Source organism: Acinetobacter sp. ANC_7635, from assembly GCF_056779945.1.
Map to the genome: position 1 here is coordinate 1 of NZ_JBWYIS010000023.1, position 6,750 is coordinate 6,750.

General features: G+C 37.8%; 6 protein-coding genes. 5 read left to right on the forward strand and 1 reads right to left on the reverse strand.

The features are described 5' to 3' along the window. Positions 1-1,532 (forward strand): AAA family ATPase (locus AC1M89_RS14600; RefSeq protein WP_481614383.1); only part of this gene is annotated, 1,532 nt, incomplete at its 5' end. Between the two features lie 23 nt (positions 1,533-1,555). On the opposite strand, the gene repM is transcribed toward AC1M89_RS14600, so the two are convergent. Then, positions 1,556-2,494: a replication initiation protein RepM gene (repM, locus tag AC1M89_RS14605; protein ID WP_481614384.1), complete on the reverse strand. Its 939-nt coding sequence runs from the start codon at positions 2,492-2,494 to the stop codon at positions 1,556-1,558. A 950-nt stretch (positions 2,495-3,444) separates the two neighbouring features. Between repM and AC1M89_RS14610 the strand changes: the two genes are divergently transcribed. The 4 genes from AC1M89_RS14610 to AC1M89_RS14625 form a co-directional block, all read left to right on the forward strand. Continuing rightward, on the forward strand, positions 3,445-3,609 hold the full coding sequence (locus tag AC1M89_RS14610; RefSeq protein ID WP_481614385.1) for a hypothetical protein: 165 nt from the start codon (positions 3,445-3,447) through the stop codon (positions 3,607-3,609). Further along, positions 3,606-4,004, forward strand: coding sequence for a hypothetical protein (locus tag AC1M89_RS14615; protein WP_481614386.1), 399 nt, complete (start codon positions 3,606-3,608; stop codon positions 4,002-4,004). Before AC1M89_RS14610 ends, AC1M89_RS14615 begins: the two co-directional genes overlap by 4 nt. An 8-nt stretch (positions 4,005-4,012) precedes the next feature. Further along, complete coding sequence (locus AC1M89_RS14620) at positions 4,013-5,062, forward strand: TrbL/VirB6 family protein (protein ID WP_481614387.1); 1,050 nt, start codon at positions 4,013-4,015, stop codon at positions 5,060-5,062. A 274-nt stretch (positions 5,063-5,336) separates the two neighbouring features. After that, positions 5,337-6,750: AAA family ATPase (locus AC1M89_RS14625; RefSeq protein ID WP_481614388.1), on the forward strand; the 1,414-nt coding region annotated here is incomplete at its 3' end.

Genomic DNA, 6,750 nt, shown 5'->3' on the forward strand with positions numbered 1-6,750 from the left:
TCGGTTCAAGAGATATGCAAAAGTTGCTCATGCTCGTTGAGAAGCATGACGCACAGATCAAACTTGTTGGCGATAGCTACCAATTGAATGCCGTCTTAGCAGGGTCAACTTTCAAATTTATTCAAGACAATCTTGATCATAAAAACATTGCTTCACTGGAAGATATACAACGCCAAAAACATGCCGTTGAATCTGAAAAAATGCTCGAAGCGTCAAAACTACTCTCTAAGCACAAAGTGGGTGATGCACTTGAAATCTATAAATCTATAGATGCCATTCGAGAATATGAAACCCATGATCAAGCCTTAGCAAAAACTGTTAAGTCTTGGAGCGAAGATCCAAGCGACAATAAATTAATGTTGGCGCATAAAAACAGTGATGTGAACGCCCTTAATGCAATGGCTCGATCAATTCTGATTGATGAGGGTAAGCTCGATGCTCAAAGCCATTCAATACAGAGCTACAGGGGTGCTATTGAAATTGCAGTCGGTGAAAAGATTGTATTCAAGCAAAACAATTCAGCCATGAACGTGAGTAATGGCGAAGTTGCTCAAGTCATTGGTTTTGAACTGGATGAATCAAAAAAACCTAAAGCCATGATGGTGCAATCGCAGAATGATCACAGCATCATTAAAGTGGATTTATCGGAATACAATCACTTTAGATATGGCTATGCCAATACGATTCACAGTTCGCAAGGTATGACGGTTGATAGTGCTTATATCGTGGCAAGCGAAACCATGAACGCCAATTTAACCTATGTCGCCCTGACACGTCACAAACACAATGTTGAAGTGAACTATAGCGCTGAAAATTTCCAAGCAGACAAGCCAAATCAAAGCGCATTTGAGCAACTCAAGACCTCATTAAGTCAATCTGAGAATAAACTCTATACAACCGATTACACCGTTGTAGAAGCTAAAGACAAGCTCATTCAATCTTATCTACAAGATCATAGAAGCCACATTGAACAAAAACGTCAATTCTATGGCATCAATGAAAAACTCTACGCCTTGACCAGTGATCAGCAGACTTTTACCAAAGATGCGATTGTGTCAGAAGTAAGGGCAAGCCTTAAATCTAAGGCTTTACTAGGTGATGAGATCGTCAAACTTAATGGCAAGATGAATATTGCCAAAGGTGAAGAATTGAAGCTGTTAAACGATGTTGAAGTTAAGACCGGCTTTTTTAAGAAAGAAAGTTTTAGCAAGGGTACAGAGATCAAAGTTATTGATGCGTACAAAGTGAAAGATCAGCCAATGATTAAAGCTCGTATCTATAACAAAGAATACGAAATCCCATTAAGTAAGATGAAGCTCGATTACTCAGATAAGTATTTCAATGAGTATAAGCAAAACACCAAAGCCCGATTTGATGCACGTTATAAAACAGAGGTACATAGCAAATTCAGAGAAGAAATAGCGATGCAGAAAAATACTGCGCCAAGCGTGAATATCAATAGCCCGATTAATCAGTTAAAGCAACAACAAGCCCCGAAACAGAACGCCCCAAGACATACGCCAAGATTTTAAAAAAAGGAGCTAATGCTCCTTTTTTAAGGCTTGAATCCGAGTTGTTCCAGGAGTGGATAGAACGTCCTAAATTTTTCAGGCTCTAAAAGCATCTCAGCAATACGTTTTGCAAAGTCTTCGTATGATTCTGTACCAGTTGAATATTCGCTCATTTCGTGCATTTCAGACAGCTTGTGAGCGAATAAATGCCGTTGTGCATCGGTCATAGGTATGAAGAAATCAGGAGTATTCGGGTCACGTTTTGAATTTGTTACGTTTTCAAATTTAGCATTTGGTTTTTGTTTAAACTTGAATGAAAAGCCTGAGATTGTACGCCCTCGCTTATGTTGTTCATAAGTCACCGTAATATCTGTATGTTCGTTAATCTGCTTAATAGCAGGCTCTAAGACACGACTTTTAAAGTTGTTCATTGCGGTGTATTCATTGTCGTCTAAGCCTAATCTATTTCTAAAATCATCTAATTCAATTTGTGGAACTTTACCAACCTCACGCCAAGCAATAAGAAACTCATAAAGCCTAATAGCGTATTTACTGGTAAGTTGGCTGACTTGTTTAAGTTGGTAGCTCGTAAAATGTTGTTCAAGCCGTGTGATCAATGGGACAACATCAGGAGCGAAAGTAATTTCTAGCGTTGCTGTAGTATCAATATATTTAATACGACTGACCCAGCGAGAGCGAACAATACCTAAATTCCCTTTTTTGTCTGATTCTTTAAATGAGAATTGACGATCAAACAAGTTATTTACAGCTTCTTTTAATGCTTTATAAGCACCGCTATTGCTCACATCAAAACGACTAGCGTAGTCGTGTGCGTGAATTTCTAACTTACTGTCTGCTGTGATTCCTTTTCCTGTTTCTCTAGCGTTAATAATGGCTAAAAGAATTAGACGTTGTTCTGTAACTTCGAGGTTGTAACTGGCATTTATTAGAGCATTATCTTTCACAACAAGTTCGTTTTTCATGTTAACTGGATTCAATTATACTTATTAAGATACATAATACTATCATGTATCAATTGATACAATACCTACAGTGAATCTAAATGCGGAGTAATTGTATCTTTATAACGGAGTAATTGTATCTTTATAACGGAGTAATTGTATCTTTATAACGGAGTAATTGTATCTTTATAAGAGCTGAAAGCCTTGCTGTGCTTGCGTTTCAGCGTGTCTAAAAGCATTTAAAAGCTTTAAAATATATTAAAAGCCCAAACACACTCAAAAATCCTGTGGATAACTGCCCTATGTTTTCGCTCCGCTCAAACTCTATTGAAGCTCGTTCCTCGCTTCGTGGGGCAGTTATTTTCAACTACCTGTTAGGACGCTAAAAGCAAGAATGGATTCGCTTCGCTCATAAAGCTTTATGCTCGCTTCGCTCGGAACAAGGTTTAAATTTCTTCAGTTCGCACCATACGGATGCTCTGTTTCTTCAGTGATCTGCAAAAGGGAGCTTGTAATCAGAGGGAAAAGGGCAAAAATTTTGATTATGGGGAGTCGCAAGCACTCCGCTTGCTCTGTACTTATGGGGTAAATCGAAAAATAAGCCTTAAATAGCCATATTTCGCATTTTAAAACATATATGCTACCTAACTATACCCTTAGTCGTAAAAATCCAAATAAGCGCAAATGGTGAAGAATTAGAGGGGTTTTCAATTTCCATTGTTGGCTAATTATTTGTAATTGAGTGATTGAAGAAAATCTCTCTTAAAATATTTTTTAGTTAGAACATTTTTTATTTCAGTTTCCTAAGACCGCTATTTCTACGAGCAACAACAACGACATAAAGCTAATAGAGTTGTAACACTATAGAGTTATAACTCCATGTTTTGCAAGCCATTTTTTCAAAATTAATACAAAAAGTGATCAACATTAAAATTATATTCAATCCTGTCTAAATAAAGATGGATGAGCGTATGAAAGACAACCGTAAACAACTTGCAATTTTAGTCGATGAGGAATTTTTAAAGGAGTTTCACGAGGCTTGTAAAACTCAGGATGTGAATGCAAGCCAAGCAGTACGAGCATTTATGCGTGAATACATTAAAAAATATGGTACTACCAAAGAGGGCAAAAAATGAAAATTCTAAATAAAACAATTCTATTCGCTGTTATTCCATTCTTGATGGTTGCATGTTCAAAGCCTGATATATCGGGGGTTTGGATTCCTGAAAATTTTGAAAAAGGCGAAAAGTATTATGAATATTATGAGATTGGTCAAAAAGACAGTTTAGATCGCTATAGCTTTACTAAATATATTTATATTACTCGTTCAAATAATCCTAGACAAAAACTTCCTCTGCTCAATGGAAAAATAGAGAAAAAATTAGAGTTTACTAAAGACAATACCTACTGTGTTGAGGGTTCAATGCAGACTGAATGTGTGGTTTATGTCGATGGAAAACTCGACATTTACGGTGAGGGTACGCACGTTAAATCTCCTCAAAATCCCCCTAAAATTCCAGTTAATCAATAGGTGATGCCATGAAAAAAATCATCACGATATTGATGTTGCTATTCAGTGCTTTTGCACTGAATACCGCCTATGCCGTTGAGAACTACACCAATACCCAAGATTTAGGTACGGGTGAAATTCAAATTCCACAAAATCAAGGCAAAGAAAATATGGGAGGGGCGGTTCAATCTGTTTCTGATAATGGGATGAAAGTATTAAACAATGTGACTGAGCGTATTGCTGGTGATATTGATAAGAAAGTCAAAACGCAGATTCAAAAATATTATGTGCAGGTCACAGACCCTTTACTTGATGTTTTTGCAGGGTTCATCGTGCTTTGGATTATCTTTCAAGGTATCAGCATGATGACAGGTCGCTTGCTCGATATGAATCAAGTGTTTCATCACTTTGTCATCATGCTTATGGTTTGGACATTGGTATTTTCATGGGATGCATTCTATCCGTATGTCGCTGAAGTATTCCTTGATGATTTGCCGAATTTAATTGGTGAAATGACAGGGACTGATACCGTGACCACCTTTCAGTCATTCATGAGCGTAGTCTTAAATTCAATTGCTGATGCTTTCCAAAATGTAGATACAGGAATCACCAATCCAGTATCAGGGTTTTTCTTTGTACTGATCTATGCAGGGATACTCGGATTAGCTTGCCTTGTCTGTGGTGTGTTCTTTCTGATTTGGATTATTTCTAAAATGATTGTTGCTATTTTATTGGTTGTTGCACCGATATTTTTAGCATGTGCCATGTTTCCCGCAAGTCGCAGATATGCCACCAATTGGTTACAGGCAATCATCACGCCTTTAGTGGTCATTTTATTGATGATCATTGCTTCGGACTTTGTGATCTCGACCATTGTGCCGATTGTTCAAGAACTCAATGAAGCAGGTTCAACATTCATCGGGGCTTTCGTGATGATCATTATTTTATTCATGGTGCTTGGTGTATTTTATCTTGTCCCAAAACTTGCAATTTCTTTGGTCGGCAGTGGCTTTGAAGCTTCAACCAGTGCAACCAGTGGCGTAATGCAATCTTTCACTTCTAAGCTGAAAGGAAGATAAAACCATGAGACCCCTAGAATCCATAAATAGAGCTGAGTGTTAACGAAGCGAACAATGAAAGGAGCAACCATTTCCCCCTCTGATTACCTTTTTTTTACGAGCGATGCCGATAAAATCTGTGATTTTGTCGAGCAGACCGAAGTAAAAAAATCGGTTACTAAACTTCACACAACAATATGAAGCGTGGATTTATCATTAACGAATAGCAATGAGTAATGCACGCTTCCGCGTTTCTCTTCGAGAAACAAAAAAGCACGATCTAAAAATAGGCAAAATGGCGATTTATCACTTATCTGTAAAGTCTGGGAAAAATCAAAGCTCAACGGGAACACGGGGAGCAAGCCATTACGCCTATATCAATCGTGATGGAAAGTACAAAAGAGAAGATATTGAGTTTAGCCAATCAGGAAATTTACCGACTTGGGCTAAGGACGCCAAACACTTTTGGAAATCGGCAGATCAATATGAACGTGCCAATGGTCGGGTTTATACTGAGTTAGAAATCTCATTGCCTAGAGAACTTAATCAAGAACAAAGACAAGCATTAATTGAAAAATTTGTCGCCCACACATTAGGCGAAAACTTTACTTATTCCTATGCAATTCATAATCCTTTATCAAGTGATGGCGAACAAAATCCGCATGTGCATTTGATGTTTAGTGAAAGAAAACTAGACGGCATAGATCGAAATGAAGAACAACACTTTAAACGCTACAATGCCAAAAATCCCGAACTAGGGGGCGCAGGCAAAGACCGCTATTTTTCTGCTCGAAAATTTGTTTCTGATGTTCGTATGAGTTGGGCGGATATTGCCAACGATTACATGCAAAGTCTTGGATTAGATGCTCGAATTGATCATCGTAGTTATCAAAAAATTGGTACAGAAATTCAAAGTCAAAACTTTAGAGCCGACTATATCAGCCATGATAAATATTTAATTAATGAAAATATCCAAGCGATCAAAAAACAAAATGGCGACACGATTATTGAGCGACCAAGTGAAGCATTAAAGGTGCTTACTTCTACCCAATCAGTTTTCACAATGAATGAACTTGAACGCTTTTTATCAGCGCATACAGATGGGGAAGCACAGTTTTTAAAAGCCAAAGAAGCGGTTTTAACATCACCCGATTTAGAAATGTTGTTCGGTAAAGATTGGGTTGTATTCTCCAGTAAGGAACTGGTGAGCATTGAGGATTCAATCTCGACCTTTGTTTATAACGCTAATCAAAATAGCCGTATTCAAAAGCCAGTGACATTGATTGATAAATTGCCTTTAAATGCGGTGCGTACTGCTGAAACAAGAACATTCAATCCCGAACAAGAAAAAGCATTTTATACCCTAACGTCTACAGATCGAATCAGTTTGTTGAGTGGTTCTGCAGGAACAGGCAAGTCATACGTTTTGAGTGCGGTATCAGAAGCATATAAAGATTCAGATTATCAAGTTTATGGGATTGCTTTACAGGCAATCACAGCAAAAGCGATTGCCAAAGATTGTGATATTGAAAGCCGTACCATTGCATCATTCTTAGCTAAATATGAAAGTGGTAATTTAGAGATCAACAATAAGACTGTGTTGATCTTGGACGAAGCAGGGATGGTCGGTTCAAGAGATATGCAAAAGTTGCTCATGCTCGTTGAGAAGCATGACGCACAGATCAAACTTGTTGGCGATAGCTACCAAT